The sequence below is a fragment of the Microcystis aeruginosa NIES-4325 genome (genome assembly GCF_008974145.1).
GTDB lineage: Bacteria > Cyanobacteriota > Cyanobacteriia > Cyanobacteriales > Microcystaceae > Microcystis > Microcystis aeruginosa_G.
In genome coordinates this window covers 14973-40604 of sequence record NZ_BJKP01000022.1, presented here as the reverse complement: position 1 = coordinate 40604, position 25632 = coordinate 14973, and the positions used below count along the sequence as shown (strand labels likewise).

Annotated in this window: 24 protein-coding genes, 1 tRNA gene, 1 other RNA gene and 1 pseudogene; 16 read left to right on the top strand and 11 right to left on the bottom strand. The window is 43.6% G+C overall.

What is annotated here, in order from left to right; translation table 11 throughout:
- Positions 1–23: 23 nt before the first annotated feature.
- Positions 24–788 carry a hypothetical protein gene (locus MiAbW_RS13020; protein WP_151696456.1) on the bottom strand — a complete coding sequence of 255 codons (765 nt, stop codon included), beginning with the start codon at positions 786–788 and terminating at the stop codon, positions 24–26.
- Positions 789–867: 79 nt separating this feature from the next.
- Positions 868–1623 (bottom strand): creatininase family protein, encoded by a 756-nt coding sequence (locus MiAbW_RS13015; RefSeq protein ID WP_151696455.1) that lies wholly within the window; start codon positions 1621–1623, stop codon positions 868–870.
- Between the two features lie 74 nt (positions 1624–1697).
- Between MiAbW_RS13015 and MiAbW_RS13010 the strand changes: the two genes are divergently transcribed.
- The 3 genes from MiAbW_RS13010 (at position 1698) to phoU (ending at position 4587) form a co-directional block, all read left to right on the top strand.
- Positions 1698–2450, top strand: coding sequence for a response regulator transcription factor (locus MiAbW_RS13010; protein ID WP_151696454.1), 753 nt, complete (start codon positions 1698–1700; stop codon positions 2448–2450).
- A gap of 47 nt (positions 2451–2497) precedes the next feature.
- A complete protein-coding gene (locus MiAbW_RS13005) occupies positions 2498–3790 on the top strand; it encodes a sensor histidine kinase (protein ID WP_151696453.1) in 1293 nt (430 codons plus the stop codon).
- Positions 3791–3918: 128 nt separating this feature from the next.
- On the top strand, positions 3919–4587 hold the full coding sequence (gene phoU, locus MiAbW_RS13000) for a phosphate signaling complex protein PhoU (RefSeq protein ID WP_012267636.1): 669 nt from the start codon (positions 3919–3921) through the stop codon (positions 4585–4587).
- Between the two features lie 47 nt (positions 4588–4634).
- On the opposite strand, the gene MiAbW_RS12995 is transcribed toward phoU, so the two are convergent.
- Positions 4635–5504, bottom strand: coding sequence for an ABC transporter permease (locus tag MiAbW_RS12995; protein WP_151696452.1), 870 nt, complete (start codon positions 5502–5504; stop codon positions 4635–4637).
- Between the two features lie 314 nt (positions 5505–5818).
- On the opposite strand from MiAbW_RS12995, the gene MiAbW_RS12990 reads away from it, so the two are divergent.
- From MiAbW_RS12990 to MiAbW_RS12970, 6 genes and pseudogenes are all read left to right on the top strand, one after another.
- Positions 5819–6295, top strand: a complete 477-nt coding sequence (locus MiAbW_RS12990) for an NAD(P)H-quinone oxidoreductase subunit N (protein ID WP_110578922.1) — start codon at positions 5819–5821, stop codon at positions 6293–6295.
- A 203-nt stretch (positions 6296–6498) separates the two neighbouring features.
- Positions 6499–7941, top strand: coding sequence for a glutamate--tRNA ligase (gene gltX, locus MiAbW_RS12985; RefSeq protein WP_151696451.1), 1443 nt, complete (start codon positions 6499–6501; stop codon positions 7939–7941).
- Between the two features lie 261 nt (positions 7942–8202).
- Positions 8203–9285: an ATP-dependent 6-phosphofructokinase gene (locus MiAbW_RS12980; RefSeq protein WP_151696450.1), complete on the top strand. Its 1083-nt coding sequence runs from the start codon at positions 8203–8205 to the stop codon at positions 9283–9285.
- Between the two features lie 130 nt (positions 9286–9415).
- Complete coding sequence (locus MiAbW_RS12975; protein WP_238707280.1) at positions 9416–10507, top strand: site-specific DNA-methyltransferase; 1092 nt, start codon at positions 9416–9418, stop codon at positions 10505–10507.
- A gap of 123 nt (positions 10508–10630) precedes the next feature.
- Complete coding sequence (locus MiAbW_RS20125) at positions 10631–10828, top strand: hypothetical protein (RefSeq protein WP_238707279.1); 198 nt, start codon at positions 10631–10633, stop codon at positions 10826–10828.
- Positions 10801–11799, top strand: a pseudogene (locus MiAbW_RS12970) (AvaI/BsoBI family type II restriction endonuclease). The gene MiAbW_RS20125 and the pseudogene MiAbW_RS12970 overlap by 28 nt, the downstream one beginning before the upstream one ends.
- Before the next feature lie 20 nt (positions 11800–11819).
- Here the strand turns inward: MiAbW_RS12970 and ruvB are convergent.
- Positions 11820–12896: a Holliday junction branch migration DNA helicase RuvB gene (gene ruvB / locus MiAbW_RS12965; RefSeq protein WP_151696449.1), complete on the bottom strand. Its 1077-nt coding sequence runs from the start codon at positions 12894–12896 to the stop codon at positions 11820–11822.
- Positions 12897–12919: 23 nt separating this feature from the next.
- On the opposite strand from ruvB, the gene hisF reads away from it, so the two are divergent.
- The 4 genes from hisF (at position 12920) to MiAbW_RS12945 (ending at position 15552) form a co-directional block, all read left to right on the top strand.
- Entirely contained in the window at positions 12920–13684 is a 765-nt protein-coding gene (gene hisF / locus MiAbW_RS12960; protein WP_151696448.1) for an imidazole glycerol phosphate synthase subunit HisF, read from the top strand.
- Between the two features lie 246 nt (positions 13685–13930).
- Positions 13931–14131: a hypothetical protein gene (locus tag MiAbW_RS12955; protein WP_151696447.1), complete on the top strand. Its 201-nt coding sequence runs from the start codon at positions 13931–13933 to the stop codon at positions 14129–14131.
- Positions 14132–14250: 119 nt separating this feature from the next.
- A tRNA-Ala gene (locus tag MiAbW_RS12950) sits at positions 14251–14323 on the top strand.
- A 131-nt stretch (positions 14324–14454) separates the two neighbouring features.
- Positions 14455–15552: an AI-2E family transporter gene (locus tag MiAbW_RS12945; RefSeq protein WP_151696446.1), complete on the top strand. Its 1098-nt coding sequence runs from the start codon at positions 14455–14457 to the stop codon at positions 15550–15552.
- A 116-nt stretch (positions 15553–15668) separates the two neighbouring features.
- On the opposite strand, the gene MiAbW_RS12940 is transcribed toward MiAbW_RS12945, so the two are convergent.
- Positions 15669–16508, bottom strand: a complete 840-nt coding sequence (locus MiAbW_RS12940; RefSeq protein ID WP_151696445.1) for an ACT domain-containing protein — start codon at positions 16506–16508, stop codon at positions 15669–15671.
- Positions 16509–16728: 220 nt separating this feature from the next.
- Here MiAbW_RS12940 and MiAbW_RS12935 point away from each other — a divergent pair, with 220 nt between their 5' ends.
- The 3 genes from MiAbW_RS12935 to MiAbW_RS12925 all read left to right on the top strand — a co-directional run bounded on the left by MiAbW_RS12935 (position 16729) and on the right by MiAbW_RS12925 (position 18362).
- Positions 16729–16971: an Asr1405/Asl0597 family protein gene (locus MiAbW_RS12935; RefSeq protein WP_151696444.1), complete on the top strand. Its 243-nt coding sequence runs from the start codon at positions 16729–16731 to the stop codon at positions 16969–16971.
- Positions 16972–17015: 44 nt separating this feature from the next.
- Entirely contained in the window at positions 17016–17591 is a 576-nt protein-coding gene (locus MiAbW_RS12930) for a (2Fe-2S) ferredoxin domain-containing protein (RefSeq protein WP_151696443.1), read from the top strand.
- Between the two features lie 225 nt (positions 17592–17816).
- Positions 17817–18362, top strand: coding sequence for a DUF3782 domain-containing protein (locus MiAbW_RS12925; RefSeq protein ID WP_151696442.1), 546 nt, complete (start codon positions 17817–17819; stop codon positions 18360–18362).
- 36 nt (positions 18363–18398) lie between these two features.
- Here the strand turns inward: MiAbW_RS12925 and MiAbW_RS12920 are convergent, their stop codons facing one another.
- From MiAbW_RS12920 to MiAbW_RS12895, 6 genes are all read right to left on the bottom strand, one after another.
- A complete protein-coding gene (locus MiAbW_RS12920) occupies positions 18399–19670 on the bottom strand; it encodes an MFS transporter (RefSeq protein WP_151696441.1) in 1272 nt (423 codons plus the stop codon).
- A 9-nt stretch (positions 19671–19679) separates the two neighbouring features.
- Positions 19680–19776: signal recognition particle sRNA small type (gene ffs / locus MiAbW_RS12915), an RNA gene on the bottom strand.
- Between the two features lie 86 nt (positions 19777–19862).
- Positions 19863–20999, bottom strand: a complete 1137-nt coding sequence (locus tag MiAbW_RS12910; RefSeq protein ID WP_151696440.1) for a DUF58 domain-containing protein — start codon at positions 20997–20999, stop codon at positions 19863–19865.
- Between the two features lie 658 nt (positions 21000–21657).
- Positions 21658–23703: a hypothetical protein gene (locus tag MiAbW_RS12905; RefSeq protein ID WP_151696439.1), complete on the bottom strand. Its 2046-nt coding sequence runs from the start codon at positions 23701–23703 to the stop codon at positions 21658–21660.
- Positions 23704–23865: 162 nt separating this feature from the next.
- Positions 23866–24120, bottom strand: coding sequence for a hypothetical protein (locus MiAbW_RS12900; protein WP_151696438.1), 255 nt, complete (start codon positions 24118–24120; stop codon positions 23866–23868).
- A gap of 129 nt (positions 24121–24249) precedes the next feature.
- Complete coding sequence (locus MiAbW_RS12895) at positions 24250–25377, bottom strand: hypothetical protein (protein ID WP_151696437.1); 1128 nt, start codon at positions 25375–25377, stop codon at positions 24250–24252.
- Positions 25378–25632 lie beyond the last annotated feature (255 nt).

The following is a 25632-nucleotide window of genomic DNA, read 5'->3' as shown; positions in this document are numbered from 1 at the left end:
GGCAAGTATTGACTGATGACTGATTACAGTCCATCTTGGGGTCCTAGGGGTAGATTGATATTAGAGGGGAAAATTGGGACTTGTCTTTCCAGAAAGCGTTGAGTGATTAATTCTCGGAAAATCTCTAGGTCTTTTTGCCATTGTCCCAGATATTGTTTGAGCAGATTTAATCGATCGCTGCCCTCGGCCAGATTATAGTTAAAGTTGCCGGCAAATAATAGCGCCCCTAAAATTTTGCCATCGGGTAATTGCAATTTTGCCTCGTTAATCGCCACGGATAGCTGAGAGGTTTCTAACTGATAAAGTAGATTGATGCCCGCTTGTAGGGGGGCTGTACCGAAATTGTGCCAGGAACCAGGGGCGAGAAGAGTTTCGGTGATATATTTTTTAGCGGCATCGGGGCTACTAGGGAGAGGAACAATGCTTTTCGGGGCGATACTCAGGGCTTGATATTCGGCTAAAGGGAGTTTATCTAGATATAAACCAACAATTTCTGGCAGTTTCAGGTTCAGGCTATCGGGAGAGTTAATTATCTCCACAAAGGTAATTTTCCGGGGTTGGGCGACGATGCTGATGCCATTTTGAAAATTAACTTGAGCGTAATTAGGATTGAGTACCGGCTGGCCATTTAATTCCCAGTCGGGAGGAACTATTCCCGAATATTTGAGGAAATCAACCGTTAGCATGGCGGGATTGAGGCTTTTGGCTGTAATTGCGATGGCGATCTCTTGTATTTCCCGCAAACTAGCCAGAGCTTGATTGGAGTTATTGTCAGTGGTGGTAATCATCAATTTTCTACTTGGATATTTAAGTTTTGTCTCTAGGGTTACAGTTAAATTATTCCTGGTCTTGGTGGCCTGGTCACTATCACTCCGACACAGTGCAAGAGAGCCATTCCAGATAAGTATTACTCAATTCTTTCACGGCTAATTCATAGAACCTCTGACCGTGTTCGGGAGTCGCTAAAGCAGGATTGGAACCCATACGACCATCGGGGTAATTTTGGCGAAAATTAGCCGCACCGTAAATACCATGACCAGAAGCCACTTTTTCTGATAAAAAGGCATTTTTAAGACTCTCAGGGTAAAGATATTGAGTTAACGCCACTTCGCTCGGTGTAGCGTGGGAACCCTCCTGATCTCCATACAATTCTTTGGCTAAAAGATAAACTTCTCGCACCATAAACCAATTGGCCACTTGACATTTAACCTCATTTGTGTTAGGCAAATTGAGGGAATCCAAATGATAATAGGTTTCCGCAAAAGCGGCCTTTAGGGTGGCAATATTGCCCCCGTGACCATTAATAAAGAAAAATTGACGAAAACCGGCTCTAGCTAAACAAGTCACATAGTCGAGGATGACTTGAATCAAAGTGCTAGGACGAAGACTAATTGTACCGGGGAAAGCCGTGTGATGTAGGGCCATACCGACATTTAAGGTCGGCGCTACCATTGCTCGTACCTGTGTCCCTACTCCTTTAGCGATCGCCTCCGCACACAGAGCATCTGTACCAATTAGTCCCGTTGGCCCGTGTTGTTCCGTGGAACCGATAGGAATAATAATTCCCTGAGATTGTTCTAGATAGGATTCCACCTCTAACCAGGTAGATAACTGTAATAACATTCGGCTCTAGCCTTCCAAAACGAATGCGGGTTGACAAATTGAGATAAAATTAGGACGAATAATCAAGTATTTTTATGTTAACCCTTGACAACCCCCCCTTGTCGGCGAGTACGAATTTCGTTCCCAATCATCGGATTTTAATCGTTGAAGACGAAGAAGTGATTCGGGATATGATTATTTTAGCTTTGGAAGAAGAAGGTTACGAGGCACTCGGTGTGAGTGATGGTCGCGCTGCTCTAGAATTACTGCAAAGTCAAGAATCTCATCACGGTGAGTCTCGGTTTGATTTGGTCGTTTTGGATTTAATGCTACCCCAAATCAACGGTCTTGATATCTGCCGTCTGTTGCGCTATCACGGCAATATTATCCCGATTTTAATCTTAAGTGCTAAGGCTGGCGAAACCGATCGAGTTTTGGGTTTAGAAGTGGGTGCTGATGATTATCTGACTAAACCTTTTAGTATGCGCGAATTAGTCGCTCGTTGTCGCGCTCTGATTCGTCGTCAAGGATTTACTTCCCTAGCTGCCGCTCCCGTGCGAAAATTCCGGGATGTTTTTCTCTATACCCAGGAATGTCGGGTGACAGTGCGAGATGAAGAAATTAACCTTTCTCCTAAAGAATTCCGTCTCCTCGACCTGTTTATGAGTTATCCGCGCCGAGTTTGGTCAAGAGAGCAGTTAATTGAACAAATTTGGGGACCAGATTTTTTAGGAGACACCAAAACCGTCGATGTTCACATTCGCTGGTTACGGGAAAAACTGGAAATCGATCCCAGTCAACCGGAATACCTGATTACTGTACGCGGTTTCGGTTATCGTTTTGGCTAGGTGAGCGATTATATTTTCAAATTTAGCGATCGCCGCTTTCTGGGATAATGACTATTTTCGCTTTTATTTTCGGGGTAGTTTTAGGTTTGAGTATTTGTTATTGGCAAGTCTCACGCTTAAACAGAGAGTTAAAGCGAACCCTGAGCGCTCTCTCGGATTCGGCGGATTTGTCGGCTTCTTTTCCCGTTACCTCCCTAGTGCGTCGAGAATTACAGTTTCTCTCCCAAAGTCTGCAAGAGCGAGAAAAGAGCTTAGAAATTCAGAAATCCTTGCTAGAACTAGCCCCGATCGCCTATCTTCATATAGATGCCGATAATCAACTACTCTGGTGTAATCAACAGGCAATAACCCTCTTAAAACTCGATCGCTGGCAGCCAGATCAGGTGCGTCTGCTGCTGGAATTGGTGCGCTCCTACGAATTAGATCAATTAATTCAAGAAACTCGCCAAAAACAGAGTCCACAGGTGCAAACTTGGACTTTTTACCCGACTAATTATCCTGTCAACCCTGTCAGCGATCGCCAAGTAATTGCTCCTAAATCGATTGCCTTGAAGGGTTACGGTTATCCCTTGCCAGAAGGTGAAATCGCTGTATTTATCGAAAATAGACAGCCTTTAGTGGAATTATCGCAAAATCGCGAGCGAGCTTTCTCTGACTTAACTCACGAGTTACGCACTCCCTTAACCTCCATCTCTCTGCTTACCGAAGCTTTACAAAAACGCCTCCAAGAGCCAGAAAGACGCTGGTTAGAACAAATGGCTAAAGAAGTGGAGCGTTTGAGCCAATTAGTGCGCGATTGGCTAGAAATCAGTGAATTACAAGCGGATGCGGGGCGATCTTTACAATACCAGATGATTAATCTAGAGGACTTAATCACCGCTGCTTGGCAGACTGTCACCCCAATAGCCGCCCAAAAACAGATTAGCTTAGATTATTCCTCTCCGGTGGATTGGACGGTAGAAGTGGATCACTCTCGTCTGCTGCAGGTTTTCCTGAATCTCTTTGATAATGCCATTAAGTATAGTCCTGAACGAGGGAAAATACGCCTAGAAATTCGAGAAATATCCGACACTATCGGGGAAAAATGGCTGATAATTGAAGTTATCGACAACGGCAAAGGATTTAACGAAGCGGATCTACCCTACGTTTTTGATCGCCTCTTTCGCGGTGATCCTTCCCGCACCCGTCAAAAACAAGGCACAAAGGATTATAGTACCGGTTTAGGTTTATCGATTACCAAAGAGATTATTCAAGCCCATGGCGGTTCGATCGTCGCTCAAAATGATCCTAACACCGGGGGCGCTCGCCTACAAGTCACTCTCCCCCGTCAAAAAAATTAGGTGGGGTGATGGGTGTGGGGTGTGGGGAGAAAAAAATCTGTCAAGTTCTCTAGACAACTGTACAAAATCGAAAATTTTCTTGTTATGACTGTAGAGAAAGAGTAGTTTTATGTTAAGCGAATCTGACCGTGAGCCTATCCAAAGAAACCAATCATCCCGATCGCACCTATTTCGCTCGTTCTCTCCAGCGATTGGAACAGGATGTGCTGAGAATGGGAACCTTGGTCGAAGAATCCTTTCGTCTTAGCCATCAATCCCTCTTTGCTAGGGATTTGGAAATGGCGAAAAAAATCGCCCCCCTTGACAAGGAAATCGATCGCTACTACCGTCAAATCGAGTTAGATTGTGCCACTCTCATGACTCTACAGGCTCCCGTAGCCCAAGATTTGCGGCTTTTAAGTGCTTTTATGCAATTAGTGCGCGATTTGGAACGTATCGGCGATTATGCCAAGGATTTGGCCGAAATAGCTCTCAAATTATTCGCCTATACTCCCCACGATTGTATGAGTGAGATCGAGGCTATGTCCCACCATGCTCAGTATATGTTAGCCACGAGCCTTGTTGCCTTGGCTGACCTCGATCAAGAAGCAGGTCCAAAGGTCAAAGAACTAGATAATACGGTCGATCAAGCCTATGATTATCTCTATCACACTCTCGCCCATCAAAGAGATATCAAGGGTGTGGTGGAACCAATCCTGCTGATGGCTTTACTAATCCGTCATCTGGAACGCATGGCCGATCACGCCACCAATATCGCCCAAAGGGTATCTTACATTGTTACTGGACAGAGAGGCTGAGGGTGCGGGGTCCTGAGTTGATTTCCCCCGAACTCTAGCCCGCACTTTTAGCGTTTACGACTCAGGGGGTTTACAATTTCACTTAACCCCTCTCCCAAGAGGGATAAACCCACCACCATCGTGGTCATTGCTAATCCGGGGAATAAAGTAGTCCACCAGATACCTGTAGATAAATCCGCCAAAGCTTCCTTGAGATCATGACCCCATTCCGGCACTTCTTCTGGTAATCCTAAGCCTAAAAAGCCTAAACCGCCTAAAACCAGAATCGCATCTGCTGCGTTGAGGGTAAACAGAACTGGGACACTCTGGACGACATTAAAGAAAAGATATTTTGATAATATACGACCCGGTGTAGCCCCGATCGCTCGGGCCGCTTCGATAAATAACTCATTTTTTACGCTGGCGGTTTGATTTCTGACCACGCGAAAATATTGGGGAATATAGGCAATGCTAACAGCGATCGCTACATTGAGGATACCACGACCCAAAACGAAGGCCAGAGCCACCGATAATAATAACCCCGGCAAGGTGTAGAGGGTATCCATGAGAAAGAGGAGAACTCGATCGATTTTACCTCCCAAATAACCGCTAATTAGTCCTAAAGGAACCCCGATGACTAAAGATAATCCTGTGGCCAAAAATACCACGGACAAGGCCGCTCGCGCCCCGAATAGGGTGCGGGAAAAGACATCATAACCGCGCACATTTGTCCCGAACCAATGCCTGGAACTGGGGGCTTGTAGGGGATAATTGCTTAAAATGTCGGTTGGATCCTGAATCAGTCCGATCGCTTGCAGAAGGGGCGAAAACAGGGCAATCAGGATAAAAATAATTGTCAACACCAACCCAACCCCTAGTAGCTTAGTGGTTAGGTTGGGTTTCAGAAAAGGATTGATCGGCAATCTAACAGGAGTCATCGACAAAATTTAGCCATTGCATAGAACGCTAATTGTAGAAGACAAGGCTAACCTGCGACAAGAGCAGTGTTTTTTTCAGACAGCCGGGGCCGAAACGACCATAAACCAGAGCAAGACTGCTAAAGCTAAAATAGTTAGTTTAATCAGGATGTAAAGCAGTCCGTTGGGATAAAGGAGATCGTGAAACATATTGCCTCCTCGGGAGAGAGTAGCGATTGTCCCTCTCTATCTTTGATCCTAAGTCTTTTTCTGTTCACCTGACGCACAACTTAACAAAACGTGCGATTATAGGGAAAAAGATTTTTTTACTAGCTATGGCACTACTGACCACAGGAAAACCATTTATTCGCGATCTGGAACAATACGGTGCTTTAGGTGTTTACGCACCCTTAGAAGGAGGTTACGAGGGACGCTATCAAAGACGTTTGCGGGCTACTGGTTACAATGTCCTGCATATCACCGCTAGAGGTCTAGGCGATTTAAGTGCCTATCTTACCGGCATTCATGGAGTCCGCCCCCCCCATTTGGGTAAAAAAAATATCGGTCGGGAAGCAGCCGTTGGACCGGTTTATTTTATTCCTCCCATTGCTACCTATCAATTGGAAAATTTACCTCCCAAATCTAAAGGTTTAGTGATTTGGATTATTGAAAGTTTTGTTTTATCCTCGCAAGAAAAACAATACTTAATTAATCTTAGTCAACAGGAACCCCGGTTAAAATTTGTCCTCGAATTGGGTGGGGAAAGATATTTCCGTTGGCAACCTTTGAGCAAATCTTTAATCGCTGCCTAGAATTATCGAAATAACAGGGTTATTGAAATATCTCTGCCTCAAACCCTCTCCCCAGAGAGGGAAACTTCAATTCTTGAGAGTTTGTTGTTCCTTTCTCACCTTTTGGTAGCTATCCATTTAATTTTCTTAATTTCGCGAGTTTGCCTAGGTGAATTTGCCATAATATGGGATATCGTTGCCGCAAAAAACCTAGGAGTTAAATCGTGACAGTTAGAGTTCGTATTGCCCCCAGTCCCACGGGAAATTTACACATTGGAACCGCACGCACAGCCGTGTTTAACTGGCTTTTTGCCCATCATCACCGGGGTAAATTTATCTTGCGCGTGGAAGATACAGATTTAGAACGTTCTCGACCAGAATATACGGAAAATATTCAAGCGGGCTTACAATGGTTAGGACTGAATTGGGATGAAGGTCCTTTTTTTCAAACTCAACGCCTTAATTATTATCGTCAGGCTATTCAAACCCTGCTCGATCGAGGTTTAGCCTATCGTTGTTATTGTACCCCAGAAGAATTGGAAAAAATGCGGGAAGAACAAAAAGCCCGCAATCTTGCCCCCCGTTACGATAATCGTCATCGTTATCTCACCCCCGAACAACAAGCGCAATTCGAGCAAGGGGGGAGAAAAGCAGTAATTCGTTTTATTATTGATGACGATCAAGAAATTATTTGGCAGGATTTAATCCGGGAAAAAGTTATCTGGAAAGGTAGTGATTTAGGGGGGGATATGGTGATCGCTCGTACCTCGGAAAATGCCGAGGAAAACTTCGGTCAGCCTCTCTATAATTTAGCGGTAGTTGTTGATGATATTGATATGGAAATTACCCATGTTATTCGTGGGGAAGATCACATCGCTAATACTGCTAAACAAATTCTTTTATACGAAGCTTTGGGGGCAAAAGTGCCAGAGTTTGCCCACACTCCTTTGATCTTAAATCAAGAGGGTCGTAAGTTATCTAAACGGGATGGAGTCACTTCGATCGATGATTTCCGAAAACTGGGTTTTTTGCCGCAAGCTTTGGTTAATTACATGACTCTCCTCGGTTGGACTCCTCCCGATTCCACTGAAGAAATTTTTACCCTTGAAGCGGCCGCAGAAGTGTTTAGTTTAGAACGGGTAAATAAAGCGGGGGCAAAATTTGACTGGACGAAATTGGATTGGATTAATAGTCAATATCTCCATCGTTTAACCGGTGAGGAATTAGTGCCTTTACTTCTCCCCTACTGGCAAGAAGCGGGGTATAATTTTGATGCTGAAACCGATCGAGCTTGGTTGCTCGGTTTGGCTACTCTCATCGGTCCGAGTTTAACTCGTTTAAGCGATGCTGTCGCCGAAAGTCGCTTACTTTTAACCCCTCTGGCTAATTATAATCAGGAGGCTTTGAGTCAATTACAATTAGAGGGAGTTAAGGATATTATCAAGGATATTCTCGCCGCTATTAGTCCCGATTTGACTGGAGAAGTGGCTAAGGGAATTGTGGAGACAACAACTAAAGCCCATGGAGTGAAAAAAGGTCTGGTGATGAAGTCTCTCCGGGCCGCTTTGATGGGGGAGTTACACGGTCCGGATTTAATGCAGTCTTGGCTACTTCTCAATCAAAAAGGTTGGGATATATCCCGTCTTCAGCAAGCAGTAAATAGTTAAATTGACTGGCTATCAGTTATCAGAAAATTTCTCGCATATTAGGGTTGACAAATGCCCTAATATTGCTATATAATTTCTAGTATAATGGGAATCCGTGTCGCCCTGCATACCCTGCTCGTGATCGATTACTGAGGGGACGAGGGCGGATGTTTCGGTTTTTTCCCCTAACTGTCAGGGACGATCTAGAAACTTTCTTAATTTTTAGGCATTATCCGCAACTTTTCCCTAAATATAGATTTGTTAATCTCCTGACAAAAAGCTATGGGTGAAAAAAAACGAATTGGAATTCTCACCAGTGGTGGCGACTGTGCGGGTTTAAATGCCGCCATTCGTGCCGTTGTCCACCATGCCAGTGGCAATTATGGCTGGGAAGTGGTGGGTATTCGAGAAGCAACGAACGGATTAGTTAGCCGTCCCCCCAAAACCACGATCTTTGATATTGAAGGAGTCGACCGCCTGTTAGTGATGGGGGGAACGATTCTCGGTACTACCAATAAGGGGGATCCCTTCGCTTTCCCGATGCCGGATGGAACCCTGATCGATCGCTCTCAGGACATCATCGACGGCTATCATAGTCTGGGACTGGATGCCCTGATTGGCATCGGTGGCGATGGTAGTCTGGCGATTTTGCGCCGTATTGCCCAACAGGGAGGCATTAATCTGATTGGTATCCCCAAAACCATCGATAATGATGTGGGAGCTACAGAAGTCTCCATCGGCTTCGATACAGCTACTAATATCGCCACAGAAGCCCTCGATCGCCTCCATTTTACCGCCGCTAGTCATAACCGGGTGATGATTCTAGAAGTTATGGGTAGAGATGCCGGCCATATCGCCCTGGCTGCCGGTATTGCGGGGGGGGCCGATATCATTCTCATTCCCGAAATTCCCTACCGATTAGAGAAGGTCTGCGAGAAGATCCGGCAACGGCAGCGTATGGATAAACAGTTTTCTCTGATTATTGTCTCCGAGGCTGTGCGTACCGAAACTGGCAATCGCCTAGTGCAGAAGGAAGCCCTAGGGGAAGATCGTCTCGGGGGTATCGGTCGCTATTTAGCCGAAGAAGTTGCCAGGGAAACCGGGGCCGAAACGAGAGTGACTTTCCTGGGCCACATTCAACGGGGGGGCATTCCTTCTCCGATGGATCGCTTACTGGGGGCGGCTTTTGGTGTGGCGGCCGTAGATTTGATCGCCAGGAGGGAATTCGATCGTATGGTGGCTTGGCAAAATCGGCAAGTGGTCAGTGTTCCCATTGAGGAGGCGATTAAAACCTATCGCGTTGTCGATCCCGAAGAAACTTTAGTCAAAACCGCCAGGGGTTTGGGGATTTGTCTAGGGGATTGAGATTAAATCTAGGGGAATCGGTGCGAGAATTAACCCTTAAGTATCGCCCCTTCCCCACCGATTAAAATTACCAATCAAATAAAGATAAACTCTGATAATTATTTTTCGGCAATTTCGCCAGTAAACCTAAATGATTAATAGTTCAGTTAATGTAGCAGCAAGATTGTTAGAAATCAACAATCTCGATCGAGAATTATTTAATTATTTTCAAGACAAATTACTTGATTCTGAGCAATTATCTCGTACCCTAGTGAGTTTTCAAGGTAATAAGAACCAACCGGTTTATCGCTGGTATAAATATAAAGAGGGTTTTTCCGTTGATCTGATAGTTTATCTTCTAGAAAAATATGGTATCAAACAAGGAAAAATACTAGACCCTTTTGGTGGCAGCGGAACAACTTTGTTTGCGGCGGCAGCCAGGGGTTTATCAGCAGATGGAATAGAACTATTGCCGATTGGACAGGAATTAATTATGACTAGACAAATTTTAGAAAATGGCTTAAATAGTGATGATATACATCGTCTAGAGTACTGGTCTAACCATAGCCTTTGGCAACAGGTAGATGACAAAGTTAAGTTATTAGAATTACCAATTACTCAAGGAGCATATCCCCAAGAAAATCAGGCTTGTATAGAAAGTTACTTAGGGTTGATTGCCCAAGAGAATGAGCGAGTGCAAGCGATCTTAAAATTTGCCTTACTTTCTATTCTCGAATCAATTAGCTATACTAGAAAAGATGGTCAATACCTCCGTTGGGATTATCGTTCTGGTAAACAACAGGGCAAAAATATATTTGACAAAGGAAAAATTTTAGACTTTAAAATTGCCCTACATAGCAAGTTACGAGAAATTCTCGCAGATTTAGAGCCTAGTCAGCAACAATTGGAACTTTTTTCTAGAGATTATCCTCGGGGAAAAATTCAACTATATCAAGGTTCTTGTCTTGAGATTTTGCCAGAGATTTCGTCAGAAAAATACGATTCTATTATTACTTCTCCTCCTTATTGTAATCGCTATGATTATACTCGTATCTACGCTTTGGAATTGGCTCTGTTGGGAATAGATCAACTACAATTAAAACAATTACGTCAACAAATGCTTAGTTGCACTGTTGAAAATAAACCCAAAGAGTTACTAAAAATCAATGAACATTGGTCGCCAGCCATTGCCATAACTGATCGTCAAAAATTATTAGAGAGTATCCTGGATTATTTAGAGTAATTAAAATCAAGCAAGTCCTTAAATAACCATGGTATTCCTCGGATGATTAGGGGGTATTTTCTGGAAATGTCTTGTCTAATTTATGAATGCTTTCGGGTTATGAAATCCTCTGGTATTTTTTGTATGATTAATGATAACGTTCGTTATGCGGGAGCTAGTATTTCTGTAGATTTAATTTTGTCAAAAATTGCTGAAGAAATTGGATTTAAAGTAGAAAATATTTTAGTAGTTCCTCAGGGAAAAGGTAATAGTAGTCAGCAAATGGGATGTCATGGTAGAGAATCTTTAAGAAAATGTATTTATGTGTGGAGAAAGCCTTAATGGAAAAACCCTATCTCTTGCATTTAAACCAAAGTGGTGATTTGGAGACTACCTATGAAGCTATCCGTTCAGGATTTATTGCTCTAGCCTTAGAAAAAAATCAGAGAGCTACTCCTTTAATTGCAGAAGCAAGAACCTTAAAAATTATTGCCCAAACCGTAAACAATCCTAGAGATTTACTAAATATCCCAGATATTCAAGCGGCTTTATTAACTGCATCGGGAATTTCTGATAAGGCTAAAAATTATTTACATCCCCAAGACAAGGTAGAAGCAATTCAAGAATTAATTGTCAATTTTCTGGAACCTGCGGGGACTAATTTTGTCGAGGAGTTAGTCTATAGATTTCTATTGATTCGGGGTGACACTTTAGGAGGAATCATGAGAAACGCAGGTGGCTCCTTAGCTCAAAGTAAATTTACTCGTTCTCTATTAGCAACTTTAAGAGTAGGAGGAATTGCTTATGATTGGCTCAATTCTAGTAATAATCAATGGAGAGAAGCTGAAGAAATGACACCTAATCTAGAAATCTTGGTTAGAGGTGTTAGCTGGTTAAATAACAGCCAACCAAGAACAATAATTTATAATGTCAATGTTCCCATTGTTAATAACAACAATATTGATTTGTGCCTTTAAAAATGTGATTCGACGCAATTAGCTAATAAAAAAATCAAAAAACAAACCTTACAATCTGCTGATTTATACATTGCTTTGGGAGAATTGAAAGGTGGGATTGATCCCGCAGGAGCAGATGAACATTGGAAAACTGCTCGTACTGCTTTGCAGAGAATTGATAATGCTTTTAGAAAAATCTCTAAGCATCCTTATACTTTTTTTATCGGCGCTGCTATTGAAACAAAAATGGCCAGGGAAATTTATCAGCAATTAGAGACGAAAAAACTCACCAATGCCGCTAACTTAACCAATGATAATCAACTGGTTTCAATTATGCGTTGGCTATGCCATCTTTAACCTAGTTAACATCTAGAAAACTACAACTCAAACAAAGGCAAACTTTGATCATTATTTTTCGGCAATTTTGCCAGTAAACCTAAATGTTCGTAGGCGGCTGCCGTCACCATGCGACCCCGGGGAGTACGATTGAGATAACCTATTTGTAATAAATAAGGCTCATACACCTCCTCGATCGTCTTGGCATCTTCTCCCGTGGCTGCCGCTACTGCTTCCAATCCCACGGGTCTGCCTTGAAACTGTTCGATCATCGTTTTTAATACTAATCGATCGGTCCAATCTAAACCCATAGAATCCACATTTAATTGATTTAATCCCTCAGCGGCTAATTGGGGGGTGATAATAGCTTCTCCCTTCACCTGCACATAGTCGCGTACCCGTTTTAATAAACGATTGGCAATGCGTGGAGTTCCCCGACTGCGACGGGAAATTTCGATCGCACCCGCTTCGGTCATGGGAATATTAAAAATAGTGGCACTTCGGAGAAGAATTGTGGTCAATTCCTCAACTGTATAGAAACGCAGACGTTGAATCATGCCAAAACGATCGCGCAAAGGCGAAGTTAAAGAGCCAACTTTGGTAGTAGCACCGATTAAAGTAAACGGAGGTAAAGAAATACTGCGAATTTTCGCCGCTTGACCCTTGCCAATCGTCACATCCAGCCGATAATCCTCCATCGCGGGGTATAATAACTCCTCCGTCACCCGATTGAGTCGATGAATTTCGTCGATAAAAAGAATATCCCGGGGTTTAAGATTGATCAGGATGCCGGTAATGTCCCGGGGACGCTCTAAAGCGGGGGCGGCGGTAATGCGGCAATTTACTCCCATCTCGGCCGCTAAAATTAAAGCCATGGTGGTTTTTCCCAATCCTGGCGGCCCGTAGAAGAGCAAATGATCGATCGCTTCTTGTCTAGCTTTGGCCGCGGCGATGGTGACTTTTAGATTAGCCTTTAAGTCCTGTTGACCGATATAATCCTCTAGGGATTGGGGACGGATCTGCGCTTCTGCTTTTTCCGTTTCTTCTATAGTGGGATTGGGAGTGAGCAGATTTTCCTCGGCAGCCGGGGGGGAATTGTGCGATCGTTTGATGGCCATTGTTACAATCAAGAGTCTAGGATATGTTAGCGAAGCGGATTTTGCCTTGTTTGGATGTCAATAAAGGTCGGGTAGTTAAAGGGGTTAATTTTGTCAATCTTCAGGATGCTGGCGACCCCGTGGAGTTAGCTCGCTTGTATAATCAGGCAGGGGCCGATGAGTTGGTTTTTCTTGATATTACTGCTACCCATGAAGATCGCGACACGATTATTGATGTAGTCTATCGCACGGCGGAACAGGTTTTTATTCCTCTGACTGTGGGGGGTGGCATCCAATCCTTAGAAAATATTAAAAATTTGTTAAGAGCCGGGGCCGATAAAGTCAGCATTAACTCGGCTGCCGTGCGCGATCCAGAATTGCTCGATCGAGCCAGCGATCGCTTTGGTAAACAGTGTATTGTGGTGGCGATCGATGCTAGACGACGTAAGGATGAGCATAACCCTGGTTGGGAGGTTTATGTTCGGGGTGGACGCGAAAATACGGGTATTGATGCTTTATTATGGGCGCAAGAAGTGGAAAAACGCGGGGCGGGTGAGTTGTTAGTTACCAGTATGGATGCCGACGGCACGCAAGCGGGTTACGATCTGGCATTGACAAAAGCGATCGCAGAAAGGGTGGAGATTCCTGTGATTGCCTCTGGAGGAGCGGGTAATTGTCAGCATATTTACGAAGCATTGACGGAAGGGCGGGCAGAAGCGGCTTTATTGGCTTCTTTGCTCCATTATGGTCAATTAACCATCGCTGAGGTCAAAAATTATCTGCAAAATCAACAAGTACCCGTGCGTTAGCTGGGGAAAATGAGAGCAAGATTTGCAGAACTTAATCTAGTGATTGAGTCGGTTTTTAGGGAAAAGGATTTCTTCAGGCTGCAACCCCAGAAGAGCAAGCTTTACACCTATTACTGAAAGCCAATGGCTGACGGCTGACAACCTCGATCGAGCAACCGGCAAAAAATCCCTGTTTTTAACTTCCGTCCGATTATCCCTCGGGAAAATTATGTATTAGAATAGAGGAAAGTTAACAAAATTTAAAATATGTTAGTTCCGATTCTCATCTTTGACCTCGGTCTTGTGGCTTGGTCATTGCATCTGATGCAGCAAGCGTTCAACAAGCAAGAGTTTTCCTTGATGCTGGCAGGAACCTTAGTGGCAGCAGCGGCAGCGGCTATGTTAGTAGTTTATTTCCTCATGGGTCACTGTTTAACCTATTTAACCCAAATTCCGGCTCCCGTCTAAATGGGGGCGATTGTTCTACCCTTGTCTTATGAGCGATCGCCTTGGGACTGACAAATTTTTTTCTCGTCACCCCTTGACAAAATGATTCTATTTAAGCTATATTCAAAAATGGTCTTCAAGGGGTTATAGCTCAGTTGGTAGAGCACCTCAATGGCATTGAGGGGGTCAGCGGTTCGAATCCGCTTAGCTCCATACAGTTAGGATAAGAGTTTCAGGTTTACTGGAGACTAGAAAAGTAGCGAGGAGATGGTAGATTAAAAGAGGATTTCTGGTTAGAAAAGTCTCTTTTTACCTCGATACTCTCTCAGGACAAAATTAGTTATATGATAGAGCTTTTTAAGCAACTACCTCGTTGGTTGCGGCTAAGTCTAGTTTTTCCGCTCTTATTTCTCAATGGCTGGTTATTATTCCAATTATTTAGCTACCTAGAACCCTTAGTCAGTATTTTTGTCACTGCCAGTTTACTAGCTTTTGTCTTAGATGTTCCCATCAAACTGCTGCAAAGACGCGGGGTTAATCGTAGTAGTTCGATCGCTATTGTATTTTTAATTGCCCTATTAATTTTTATTGTTTTAGGTTTAATTTTAATTCCGCAGATTATCGAACAATTAAGCAGTTTAATCAATAGTTTACCCCAGTGGATCGAGTCGGGAACCGAACAGATACAAAATTTAGAAAAGTGGGATAAAACTCAGAAATATGCGATTTATATCGAGCAATCAATCACCCAGTTATCGGAACGACTAACCAATGTTTTACAAACTCTTAGCACTCAATTACTTAGCTTTGTGCTGGGAACTATCAACAGTATCCTAAATATTCTATTTGTACTGGTTCTCACCGTCTTTCTTGTTCTCTATGGCGAACAAATTTGGGAGGGAATTTTAAGTTGGATTCCTGCTCCCTGGAATCTCAAATTAAGAACGATTATTCGCCAAACTTTTGAAACCTATTTTGCTGGTCAAACCATTTTAGCGGGAATTCTCAGCCTTGCTCAAATTTTTGTTTTTGTGATTCTCAAGGTTGATTATGCCCTATTATTCGGTGTGGCGATCGGTCTAACTACATTAATTCCTTTTGCCAGTGCCTTTACCATTATTGGCATTAGTACCCTACTGATGTTTCAAGATTTTTGGTTAGGATTAAAAGTTTTGACCCTGACCATTATTGTGGGTCAAATTAATGATAATGTCATCGCCCCTCGGTTAATGGGAGGTATGATCGGACTTAATCCCGTCTGGATTATTCTATCTCTTTTTATCGGGGGCAAAGTGGCAGGAATTCTCGGTTTATTGATAGCAGTTCCCATCGCTAGTGTGCTGAAAAGTACCATCGATATCATCCGCTCGCAGCAGCGGGAAAAAGAACCGGTAGTTTTCCTAGAAGAAACGGTGAAAAATTCCTCAGAGGAGACCAAATAATAATAAATCTTGTTTCAAGGGAGGTGGAAAGTGGGGAAGTGGGGAAGTGGGGGATGGGGAGAGGGGAGAAGGGAGAATAAATAAAAACAATCTCCTGACGACTGGCTCGGCTACTATTAGGAGCGGCTAATTTCTTCGAGAATAGCCATCGCTTCTGTCACCCTATCCCTAGGGATAAATAAATGATCGTGATAATAACCAGAAATGACATTGACGCTAATTGCCGCTTCGGCCAGTTTCTCACTAATCACCGCTAAAAATCCCACCGCCGCTAAACTAGAATGCACAGAAAGAGTAATTTGTCTATAAATATATTTGTACTGTAAACTCGCGCGATCAGCTTGCTGACGGGGAATAATCACCGTTAGGCCTTCCTCTTCCTGAAATTGGCAGATAGGGGTTAATTGCAGCTGTTCTACTCCTGTTGCTGTTAGGGAAGAGAAAACGAATTCTTCAGTATTTAGGATTGTTTTCAGGGATTGGAGCGGGATATCGAGATTAGTTTCACCTTCCTTCGGTTTTTCTGGGGATTTTTTCGCCGCATCCAGACAATGATTGGCAGCAGCGTCAGCCACACTATTTTTAGCTCGTTCAATCCAGCACCAGCTAATGCGATCGAATCGGGCGACTAATTGACAAGCACGCTGATAAAAGGGACGTAAACTATCGCTTTTTACCTTCCAGTCTCCCTTAACTTGATTGATGACTAATTGACTGTCTCCGCGAATTTCTAGGCTTTTTAAGCCTAATTCTTGGGCTTTTTCCAATCCAATAATCAATCCCGTGTATTCAGCTTCGTTATTAGTGGCTCTCTCCATATATCTAGTCGTGGTTAAGGAATTGCCCTCGGCTAAAACTATTACCGCTGCACCGGCTGCTCTTCCCGGATTGCCGCGAGAACCACCATCAAAATAGAGAATTGCTGAATTATCGGTTTTTTGAGCTTTTTTATCCATAATTTTCGTCAATAAATCTTTTTATCTCCATTTTTATCCCTTTGACAATTGTAGGCGGTAGCGATTCCTGTCGGCAAAGCGGACAAGCAAAATTTTAGCCGATCGCCGCTACCGGGTAACTTTTTTTTCTTCAAGTTATTGATAATTATTTGCAGTTGTCGGCTATACTGAGAACATCAGCCTAGAGTTATATTGCTAATAGTTCTCAATTAAAAGCCCCATGAGTATAGAGAAATGGCCATCGGAAAGTGAGAAAATCTTCAATCTTAGTGCTTGGGATCGCTGGCAGGTTTACCTCCAGCTGCAGGCCTTAGACATTGAATGTAAATCCTCGCTCCATAAGCCTTTGCAGGTTCGCATCGATGGACCGACTCAACTTGTACAGCTGTGGACTGTCCTGCGACAGGTAGAGGCTTCCCCAGGCTGTTTAATCGGTTGGCTGGAAACCTGTTGGCAGGTATAATCCTTAAGAAAAATTAGCAATCTGAGAGTAAAAAGTGAGAAAGTATGTCAAAATCTACAACTACGATGATTCCCTTCCAAGTGGTCGGTCAATTCCTCGGTTTTGTCCTCAAAGACGGATATAAGGTAAAATATCTGAGAATCAGTGTTGATAAACGGGAATATTGGTTTAAGCCCGAAAAAACACTGCGAGACCACATACCTCTCAATATTGCTCTCCACTCATGGCTAAAAGTGACGGGAGAAAGTAGTCTGTGTTCAAAAAAGGGAAAATTAAAACTGAGGGTACTAGGGATTGAGCATTTATCTGGCGAAAAAACCCCAGAAGTCGCCCCAACAAAAGCGAAAAAAGCCACCGTCTTAATCTGTCAGAAGTCCGATTGTTGGAAAAATGGCGGTGCGAGAGTTTGCCAAAGGTTAGAGAGTGGTTTAGAGGAAAAAGGACTGGGAGAAGCGGTGAATATTAAATTAACCGGCTGTTTGAAACAGTGCAAAAAAGGCCCGAATCTGGTGGTTATGCCCGATAAAAAGCATTATAATCAGGTGGTTCCCCAAGATGTCCCCTCCCTAATCGAGCGGCATTTTGCCACTTCTGAGCAAGGGAATAGCCTATCAGTTTAGCTGGACATTTAATCCGCGATCGCTATTGACAAGTGCTCTTTTTTGTGTATCAAAGAGACGAAGTGCCTAAAATTGTCATCAATTAGGGATAGAAAAGGTCAATTCTTGCTGCCGATAATTGATTATCAGGGTAAGCTCATCTAAAATCCTATGGTTAAAAATTAGGAAGTATCGGCGCGATTGGCTAAAATGGCAATAGACCAGAGCAGAAGGAAAAAATCATCTATGGCAACCACATCCGAAGATGTATGGCGACTCTTAGCCGAATTAACTGCCGCTCAAAAAGAAACTGACCGACAACTCAAGGAAACTGACAAACAACTCAAAGAACTGGGCAAACAAATTGGGGGACTCGCTGCCAAATTCGGCAGTTTTACCGAAGGACTTGCCCTTCCCTCAATGGAAACGATTCTCAGACAACAATTTGGTATGGAAGTTATCAGTCCTAGTGTGCGAGTCAGTAAAGAAGGACAACACATAGAAATTGATGTCCTTGCCTATAGTAATGGTGATCTAAATACTGCTTATATCGTCGAGGTTAAAAGTCATGCCAAAGAGGAGTCTATTACACAATTAAAAAATATTTTGCAACGGTTTCGCCGTTTTTTTCCTGAACACAAAGATAAAAAACTCTATGGCATATTAGCGGCCGTTGATTTATCCCCGGAATTACGGGAAAAAATTCTGCAAGAGGGGCTTTATGTGGCTCGGATTCATGACCAAGTATTTGAATTAGATATTCCCGATAATTTTCAACCTCAAACCTATTAAATAACCCTGTCCTGGGAAAAACTTTTTCAGTAAACCCTATTGTACTTGTCGGCGCAGAGCATAGAGATCTTTTTCTAAACCGAAAGCGAAGAGAAAAGAATGGCGTATGGTGGGGTTAGAGAGAGTAAAAAAGAGAAAGAGAGCAATAACAGCTAATCCTGAGGATAAACTAAACATAGTTTCGTAGGAAATTGCTAAAACCCCCAGAATTGGACCAGCTAAGGCTGTTCCCACAAAAAAACCGCCGATACAGATAGAATAGGCCCGGCCGCGTTCTTGGGGCCCAGAGCGATCGGAGATTAAAGCCAGTAACATAGGGAATAAAATCCCCCCTCCCGTACCTTCGAGGATAGCGGCTAAAATTAAATCGGAAGGAGATCGAGCAGAAGATAGAACCAACATGGATAAACCATAGCAAAGAACGCTAATAGTGATGAATAAACCCCGCCCATAGCGATCGCTGGCTCCTCCTGACAAAATCCGTCCGATTACGCCCGACACTGCCGCACAACTGTAGAATAGACCAGCACTGAAAGGGAGCTGATTTTCGAGGAGAAACAGGGGTAAAAAAGCGACTAAACCGCCGAATAAAGTACCAACCAGCAGAAAAACTAAGGTGGGAACTAAAAAAGCCCGTTCTTGACATAATTCCCAGAAACTGCGCTCAATTGTCGGATTTTCTGCCTTCATTTCGGCTAATTTTTTCTTGAAGTCTGGTTCTTGAATGGAGAAACCCAAGAGAAAGGCGATCGCTCCTGAAGTGGCGGAAACTAGAAATAAACCGTCATAACCGATCGATTCGTAGAGATAACTGCCTAAAGCTGGACCGATTCCCATGCCTATGGGTGCAGTTAAGCTCATATAACCAATTATCTCCCCCCGTTGACGAACGGGGGAAAAATCCACCACTAGGGTACTGTAACCGGTGGTAAAAGCGGCGATACTGAGACCATGGTAGGCGCGGACGGCGAATAAAGAGGAAAGATCCCGAAAAAATAGATAACCGAGGGGTGCGGTAGCGGCGACAATAGTTCCAAATAAAACCACTAATTTGCGACTGCGGCGATCAACTAGATTGCCTAACCAACTGCGCGATAAAATTAAACCGATGGCAAAAGCCCCCATGACAAAACCGATATGTTGCTTGCCACCGCCTAGGGAGTTAATATAGGTGGGGAGAGTGGGGACGAGAGTGGTGATACTTATCCAGAAAAACAGCGCCGTGACGAAGAGGAAGATTAGTTGACGACGAGTTTCAGCAGTAAGCGATCGAAAAGTTTTGAAAGCGTTCACAACAGCGACCGTCACAGGCAACAAAAAGACCCGGAGATCACGCCAGTCACAAGCATCCCGTATTGCTGCTACCTTCCGGTCCTGACAAGGTTAAGGCGTTGCGATCGCATGAGTCCGAGTCTTTTCTATCATAACATCTTTTTCGGGGATACCAGTATTTTTTTCTGGAGAATTTCCTCTCAATCTAGACTGGGAACAGAAATTTTCTCAACGAGGGGGTTTTTGTAATTGTTGTTGTAGAGAAGTTTCTGGTTCGATCGCCAATCCGCTACACTGTCGGATTAAGACGGAAGGACTCTCCCTAGAATCGGCAGCGAGGAAAAATAACCAACGGCTGCCGGGGGTGAGTTGTTCGATGGAATTGAAGTTACTTGTCAACCAAATTAGCGGTAAATTAGGCAGATTAGCCTTTTTTTGACTAGCTTTTGCATCTATACTGGCTAAAGTTTCTAAAATGACCCTTTCTCCCTGAATTAAACCCGTTTCACCGGTCCAGAGTTTCACATTTAATTGCCGACGATGGGCATAAAAATAGAGGGAAGCAGCGGCAATAATCGCCCGTTCAAACCTGTCTTCTGGCCAATCACAGAGGGTATCGAGACAGATAATCACTTCTTGTCCCCCCGTTAACACTTCTAATTCCCGAATTTGAAATTCTCCCAAACGGGCGCTAGTTTTCCAGTGAATTAAACGGGTAGAATCACCGTAGCGATATTGTCTCAGGTTACGGGTAAGTCCTTGACTAGCCCTTTGATAATAGCGATTATTTTCTAATTTTTGTTCCATCTCTTGACCGAGGGAATCGATCAGGGGACATTGTTGTAAGGGTAAAACTTGGGGATAAACTAAAGCTTTAGCCGCTGCTTGCTGACAACGACGACACCAAAATAAACCCAGAGGGGCTGCTGTTCTTAATTGTACTTCTTGCCATTGATAAACACCCCGTTTACTGGTGGGTAAATAATAGGTCCAACGATGGCAACTTTTGGGGGCAATCGCTTCTATTGGGGTTATTTTTGGCTGATCGAGGACAATTGGCAGCATATCTGTCACTTCTAACAGATTTATCGTCTGATTGCTCGTATTTTCTATCTCTAGGCTAATACTAAGATCGTCTCCCGCACTCACGGGTACAATGGCAAGACGACGCACTTTCAGGGGAAGAAGGGAACGACGGGGTAAAATTATCGATAAAATTAAAAGAGCGATCATCGTACCAGAGATAGCATACAACCATCCCGCCATGGTATTGGTCGCAGCTCCGAAAAAACAGAGGGTAATGCCAATGATTACCCCCCCACCGTAAGCGGGTAAGATACCGCGATCTTCTAACCAAGTTTTCATAGGGTTTAGTGGTTTTGTCGTCTTTGCTAGAACGCTTAAATTCAGTCCCACACTTCTAGAATTACCCCAAAAGCCCTGAGAAACTATCAAGGAGATCAGACTGATCTGTTAAGGGAGTTCTCTTCCTTGCCACTCTTAGGATTTTTCTTAACAAAATTTAACAATTGATGGCAAAATTTTGCTTGCTTTTGTCGGGAGATTTTGGGATAATTTTTTTAAAAGAGTTTATTTATAATATCTATCTAAGCGCTTATAGATAGACATAAACATCCGATTATAAGACTATCATAACCCAAGCCGCCAGCAAAGTCAAGCACTCACTCCTATTTATAGCTCTTCTGGAACTTTCGGAAATCCCTGACCGAATCCAGATTCTGAAACCCTCGGTTGACAAGCGAACGCTAACCTTTTTTCTAATAAAAACTCAAATTTCGGGTTTCTGTTAGTTAGCGATAGCTTGAAGGCTTACCCCATAAGAGAGCTAGAGTTTAGAGCCTGTAAGACTTTTGCCAGAGTCCCAGAAGAGCGATAACTTGAAACTGAGCAGTTTTTCTCAGGTATTTATCATACTAAATCCTGTTTAAAAGGTATAGTAGAGTTGGGAGTACTGGAGCAGGGAGAAACAATCCCTAACTTGGTTTTTAAAGTTTGATTCAGATTACCCTACCACTTCAAAGGCTTCTCCTTCTAAACGGAAGTTGGGGAAGTTAGCGAGAATATTATCCTTCTCTGTTGGCCCAGCAAATAGATAAGTTCCCGGTACACTACTGTTTTGAAAGCGATACATTTGCGTTCCCAAGTTTCGGCTCGAATCTAAGGCGTAAAATGCCACACCTTCTTCTTTAAAACCAGGAAAGTTCTGGCGGATGTTGGCGGCTTCTTCTGGCCCGGCAAACAGGTAAGTCCCTGGTCTTTGAGTGTTTTGAAAGCGGGTGAATTGCAACAAATCGTCATTCGGTTCAACACCTACCTGAAAAGCCAACCCTTCTTCGTTGAACCCTGGAAAGTTTTGGCGAATATTTGCTGTTTCTGATGGACCAGCGAACAGGTAAGTCCCTGGCACGCCAATGTTTTGGAAGCGGTTAAATGGAGTATTAAGCAAGTTTAATAGATCTGAAGAGTTAGGGTTGGGGTTGGGGTTGAGAGGAACATCGAAAGTGTATACATAATCTGTGCCGTAAGACCCAGTTATTGGATCGAAGCCTGCATTGTTGTAAGTGACATACCCTTTTGTCCAGGATGGATCAATCGCAACATCTCCCGGATACAAAGTCAAATTCCCCGACACAGAATTCTCTGTCAAGAGCGTTTCTTCATAAACGACTTTGCCAGCATTAGCAGGGAGGATCAATACTTTCTTAACAATTCCAATGTCTGCATCCACATAAAAGTTTCCAGCACTATCAGATGTCATCCCAAAGCTTTCAAGGGGACTATAGGGCACAACTCCCGGTTTGATGCCACCTGAAGGGTTAAAATCGCTTGGAAACGTTATTAAACGAGTAAGGGCATTTCCACCAGATTCGCGTGTAGGTAACGCTGTGAGGACTGTTCCCTGGAAGTTGACCGCAATGCCTGGAGCAGGAAAATTAGCTCGACCACTAGGAGGGTATAAATTAATTCCTATTCCCGACATTATTACTTTTGCTTGAGGTGATTTGTTCGGCTCAATACGAACTTTCATAACGAACGGAGCAAGACCAGAGAGACTATCACCCGTGATAAATAGGTCAAGAAAGTTGCTTCCCCGCTGAATTGCTATGTCATTGTAAAGTGCGTTTTGTGGCTGAATTTCTCCAGGATTTTTAAGAGGTAATGTCGTCACAAGATCATAGACCGAACTGGTATCTATATTCAGTGTTTTGACATTAAATAAAGAGTCAACTGCTAATGTGTTTAAGTCGAGGGAAAATAATTGTCCATCTCTGCCTAATCCTAAAGCTATATTGCTGTCAGGAATAGAAGCCAACTTCACGCCAAGAGAAATCGAATTAGTAGTAGTACCAATTTGTTTACCGCCAGAAGAAAATTTTGCAATAAGTGGACCTCCCAATTGGACAAAATTATTTATATCAATTAAGATATTGTCTTGGTTATCGACAACAACACCTGAAGGTTCCAAGAGAGGATATTGGAGGAACACGTTAGTAGCTTGCTCTAGCTCAACAACTTGCCCATCAATTGTGACAACACCCCTATCATCTTCTGTTTTTAGCCGTTGTAATTCGGATTCACTTAACGCCACTCCCCGCACCAAAGCAGAAAACAATTCCCCTTCATCACCAGGAGTATCTAAACCAGGATGCAATTTCCAGTCAACACTGTGTCCCAATTCCTCTAGGATGACAGGGATAATTGCGCCTTGATTGTTACTATTTTGTTCGAGGAACTCCCGTGACAGATATATCGTATAGTTACTGCCAGAGAAGGCTCCCCTCGCGCCACTAATCTCCGCAGAAGAGCGAATCTCGATTTTAGGTAAGACATCAGGCTCTCTTCGTGCCAATTGCCCAATAAGCAGTTTAGCCTCATTCCCATCCACTGTGTCGCCAAAAGCTAATTGAATTTTCGGGATAAAATCATCACGACTTAGAAATCCCTTTAGCCAAGAAGCAGCGGTAGTTAGGGATTGTTCTAGAGGAATATACGGGTCGCTGTATTGTTCGAGTCCCGCAAAGTTGGTGTTTTGTAATAACATATTCATATATAGCGTTTCTGATTCACAAGAGGTACATTCCCGATCCTGAACAACTTAATCAGCAAAGGTTTAAGTGTGCCGCACAGATACGAGAACCGCTATAATCTTCTCCCATCTCAAACTCGAGGGTGCTATAGCGTTTCCTTTGAGATGTGAAACTCAATAACCCTACTCCAGTAGCGAGTCAGAAATCGAGCGCAACCGGTAGCGAGTAAAAACCCCGTCCAGCCAGTTTCGGGGACCGAGGGGGGGAGCTTCTAGACTGATGTTGACAGCGACTGGTTCGCTGGCGATTGCGTGAATGTCCAAAGAAGGAAATGATGTAGCGCACATGGAGGAAATCACCTCCTGAGTTTGAAGATATTTGCTACATTCCCAGTGTAACAACCCTGTCCAACCAAAAGCCCCTACCACAATAAACATTTAATATTTATGCAACACGGCTGAGTTTTAGATAGTAAATCGCCACTATCTATACTACGGAGTAGGGGCAGTAACTTTGCCCCCACTGAGATTTGAATCTGACGCGATTTAGCAATTTATCTCGGATGTTTACAAAATGTTCACCTCGTAAGCTATGCCGTCGTAACGAAACTGAGGATAGTTCGCCAGGACGTTTTGGTATTCCGCCTGACTAGCGGTATAGAAATGGGTTCCGGGGACGGTCTGATTCGAGAAACGATGTACATCGGTTCCGAGATTAGCAGTCGTGTCGAAGACGTAATAGGCGATGCCATCGTAGCGAAATTCCGGGTAGTTGGCGACGACATTTTGTCTTTCCACCTCGCTGGCAGTGTAGAAGTGAGTTCCAGGGACGTTTTGATTGGCAAAGCGATGAACAGGTAAGAGATTGTCTCCCGGTTGGATGCCAACGAGGAAAGCAATGCCATCTAATTGAAATTCTGGATAGTTCAATACAACATTCGTAACCTCATCGGCACTAGCACTATAGAAATGAGTTCCAGGAACGTTTTGATTAGAGAAACGGACAACCGGATTGTTCAATAATTGGTCTTGTTCCATAAATCTCACCGAGGCAAACAAAGCGTTCACCGCAGAACTAACCAGTTGTTGATCGACAACAACTGTTTGTCCGCCAATAGTAATAGTTCTAGGTGGAGAAATCGTAATCGGTTGAGTTACTGGTGGCAAAACTGGAGTAAAGGGCACTGTCACCGGGATCGCAGCTGGCGGCAAAACTGGAGTAAAGGGCACTGCCACCGGGATTGTGGCCGCCACGGCGGTATCCACCCTCATGACACTAGCTTCCTGAGCCTCCATCAGAGAAGAGTCATCCTGATTGTCGAAGGCCATCAATACTGGCGACGCAGTGATCCCACCACCATCAAAAACTTCTTGAGCAGAGTGATCAGGCTGAACTTGTTTATCATCCCCCCCTCTGATCGACTGGTCATCCAATGAGTTTATCGTCAGAGGAAATTGAATCGGGTTTTGAAAGGTCGCGGCAACGCTAACCAGTTTTTCTGACCCTTGGATTAGTCCGCTGTCAGATTCTACTGACGGGACGGGAGTTACCCCATCCTCGGGCTGACCAATATCTTGTCCGCTGAAATCATCGATCACCTGGTAAGGGGTTAACCCGTTAATGTTTACGAGGTCGGGAACCTCCTCTTGAACCTCAAGGTTAGGTATTAGTAATACAGCATTAGAAATCCTCATGGCGATCCTCCCCGACTTATCGATTCGGACTTTAATTGTTATAAACCGTTGTAAAGATTTACAAAAACCCGCCTGACTTTGGGTTGTGTTCGCTCGAAGATACCTCCGCAGTTTAAGCCCTTTAACAATCCCAGCGAATCTCGTAAATCACCTTTCATCCTCACTCTCATTCTAGCATTTTTAATTCTTGTTTAGTTGTAAGAAATTGGAGAAGATTATGGTTCTCCTAAGACTCCCGGAAGAGCGATACAAGAG

Excerpts from the sequence above, each read along its gene's own strand:
- MiAbW_RS12905 (WP_151696439.1), bottom strand. The coding sequence starts at position 23,703 with ATGAATATGTTATTACAAAACACCAACTTTGCGGGACTCGAACAATAC.
- MiAbW_RS20125 (WP_238707279.1), top strand. The coding sequence starts at position 10,631 with ATGATTAATGATAACGTTCGTTATGCGGGAGCTAGTATTTCTGTAGAT.
- MiAbW_RS13020 (WP_151696456.1), bottom strand. The coding sequence starts at position 788 with ATGATTACCACCACTGACAATAACTCCAATCAAGCTCTGGCTAGTTTG.
- MiAbW_RS12935 (WP_151696444.1), top strand. The coding sequence starts at position 16,729 with ATGAGTATAGAGAAATGGCCATCGGAAAGTGAGAAAATCTTCAATCTT.
- MiAbW_RS12980 (WP_151696450.1), top strand. The coding sequence starts at position 8,203 with ATGGGTGAAAAAAAACGAATTGGAATTCTCACCAGTGGTGGCGACTGT.
- MiAbW_RS12975 (WP_238707280.1), top strand. The coding sequence starts at position 9,416 with ATGATTAATAGTTCAGTTAATGTAGCAGCAAGATTGTTAGAAATCAAC.
- MiAbW_RS13010 (WP_151696454.1), top strand. The coding sequence starts at position 1,698 with ATGTTAACCCTTGACAACCCCCCCTTGTCGGCGAGTACGAATTTCGTT.
- MiAbW_RS12910 (WP_151696440.1), bottom strand. The coding sequence starts at position 20,999 with ATGAAAACTTGGTTAGAAGATCGCGGTATCTTACCCGCTTACGGTGGG.
- MiAbW_RS12900 (WP_151696438.1), bottom strand. The coding sequence starts at position 24,120 with ATGTTTATTGTGGTAGGGGCTTTTGGTTGGACAGGGTTGTTACACTGG.
- MiAbW_RS12995 (WP_151696452.1), bottom strand. The coding sequence starts at position 5,504 with ATGACTCCTGTTAGATTGCCGATCAATCCTTTTCTGAAACCCAACCTA.
- MiAbW_RS12930 (WP_151696443.1), top strand. The coding sequence starts at position 17,016 with ATGTCAAAATCTACAACTACGATGATTCCCTTCCAAGTGGTCGGTCAA.
- MiAbW_RS12895 (WP_151696437.1), bottom strand. The coding sequence starts at position 25,377 with ATGAGGATTTCTAATGCTGTATTACTAATACCTAACCTTGAGGTTCAA.
- MiAbW_RS13005 (WP_151696453.1), top strand. The coding sequence starts at position 2,498 with ATGACTATTTTCGCTTTTATTTTCGGGGTAGTTTTAGGTTTGAGTATT.
- MiAbW_RS12955 (WP_151696447.1), top strand. The coding sequence starts at position 13,931 with ATGTTAGTTCCGATTCTCATCTTTGACCTCGGTCTTGTGGCTTGGTCA.
- ruvB (WP_151696449.1), bottom strand. The coding sequence starts at position 12,896 with ATGGCCATCAAACGATCGCACAATTCCCCCCCGGCTGCCGAGGAAAAT.
- hisF (WP_151696448.1), top strand. The coding sequence starts at position 12,920 with ATGTTAGCGAAGCGGATTTTGCCTTGTTTGGATGTCAATAAAGGTCGG.
- MiAbW_RS12925 (WP_151696442.1), top strand. The coding sequence starts at position 17,817 with ATGGCAACCACATCCGAAGATGTATGGCGACTCTTAGCCGAATTAACT.
- MiAbW_RS12945 (WP_151696446.1), top strand. The coding sequence starts at position 14,455 with ATGATAGAGCTTTTTAAGCAACTACCTCGTTGGTTGCGGCTAAGTCTA.
- MiAbW_RS12940 (WP_151696445.1), bottom strand. The coding sequence starts at position 16,508 with ATGGATAAAAAAGCTCAAAAAACCGATAATTCAGCAATTCTCTATTTT.
- MiAbW_RS13015 (WP_151696455.1), bottom strand. The coding sequence starts at position 1,623 with ATGTTATTACAGTTATCTACCTGGTTAGAGGTGGAATCCTATCTAGAA.
- MiAbW_RS12990 (WP_110578922.1), top strand. The coding sequence starts at position 5,819 with ATGGCACTACTGACCACAGGAAAACCATTTATTCGCGATCTGGAACAA.